Raw genomic sequence first — 1176 nt, forward strand, 5'->3', positions numbered from 1 at the left:
GTCTTCAGCTCGCGGTAGTCGTGCTCGATCCGCCAGCGGATCTTCGCCAGGCGCACCAGATCCCGCAGCCGGGTGTCGGAGGGCAGGGTGGACAGCCAGTAATCGGTGGGCTCACTCTCCCCGGGCGGCCACTCGGCCAGCAGCCAGCACTCGGGCAGGTGGCCGTCCTCCTGCCGGGCAATGCCACGGTTGGCCGGGCGTACCCGCAGCGCCAGGAACCGGGAGGTCATCTTCGCACTCGGGTTGCCCGGGGTGTGCCTACTGCCTCGCCGCCAGGTCACCCGGCGCAACGCGCGCCGTCCGGCGGTCAGGGCCAGCTCCCGCAGCGTGGAGTGCGGGGTGCGGTACTTGGCCACCGGCGGGCGCCCGGTCCCCGCATACGGCGTCGTCTCGGGGACCACGTCGTGAGGGTAGGCGGTGGTGGTGCCCTTGACGTTGACGATGTAGGGAATCTGGCGCCTGGTCAGCTCCACCCGCAGCGCGGTCACCTCCCCGTATCCGGCGTCGGCGACCACCAGCGGCGGCACCAGCCCCCAGGCGGCCAGCTCATCCAGCATGTCCAACGCGAGCTGCCACTTGGGGCGGTGGCGCACCTGCTCGGGGATCGCACAGCGCCGCCGCCGCTGAGCGATGTGCTCCGCCTGCCCCTCATCCTCGGCCAGAGCATCGTCCCAGCTGTCGGGCAGGAACAACCGCCAGTTCAGCGCGGCCGAGCCGGTGTCGGTGACCGCGTGCACGCTGACCGCGATCTGACAGTTGGCGACCTTGCCCGCCGTGCCGGTGTACTGCCGGGCCACCCCCGGGGAGGCGTCCCCGTCCTTGACGTGCCCGGTATCGTCCAGCACCCACGCCTCGGGGGCGACCAGATCGACCGCCCGGCGGGCAAGACGCCGCCGTACCGCCCCGTAATCCCAGGTTGAGGAGGTGATGAACTGTTGTAGCCGCTGGTGATCCACTCCCAGCCGCTCAGCCATCGGCACCATCGACTTACGCCGGCCGTCCAGCATCAACCCACGCAGATACAACCCGCCGTTCGACCGCTGCTCCCTACGAGCGAACGAGGTGAACACCTCACCCGCAAAATCCTCAAGACGGCCACGCACCTCAGCCAACTCAGCCGGAGTCACCCCGAGATCATCTCAGACAAGATCTCCAACTAACAAAGTCCTACTAGTG

The 1176-nt window shown here is 69.0% G+C and carries 1 protein-coding gene; it reads right to left on the bottom strand.

All coding sequences use genetic code 11. The features are described 5' to 3' along the window. The coding region (locus HHX35_RS42325; RefSeq protein WP_310739688.1) for an IS701 family transposase at positions 1 to 1127 on the bottom strand (1127 nt) is incomplete at its 3' end. Between the last annotated feature and the right edge of the window lie 49 nt (positions 1128 to 1176).

It is taken from the genome of Microbispora sp. H10830 (assembly GCF_014161375.1).
Classification (GTDB): domain Bacteria; phylum Actinomycetota; class Actinomycetes; order Streptosporangiales; family Streptosporangiaceae; genus Microbispora; species Microbispora catharanthi.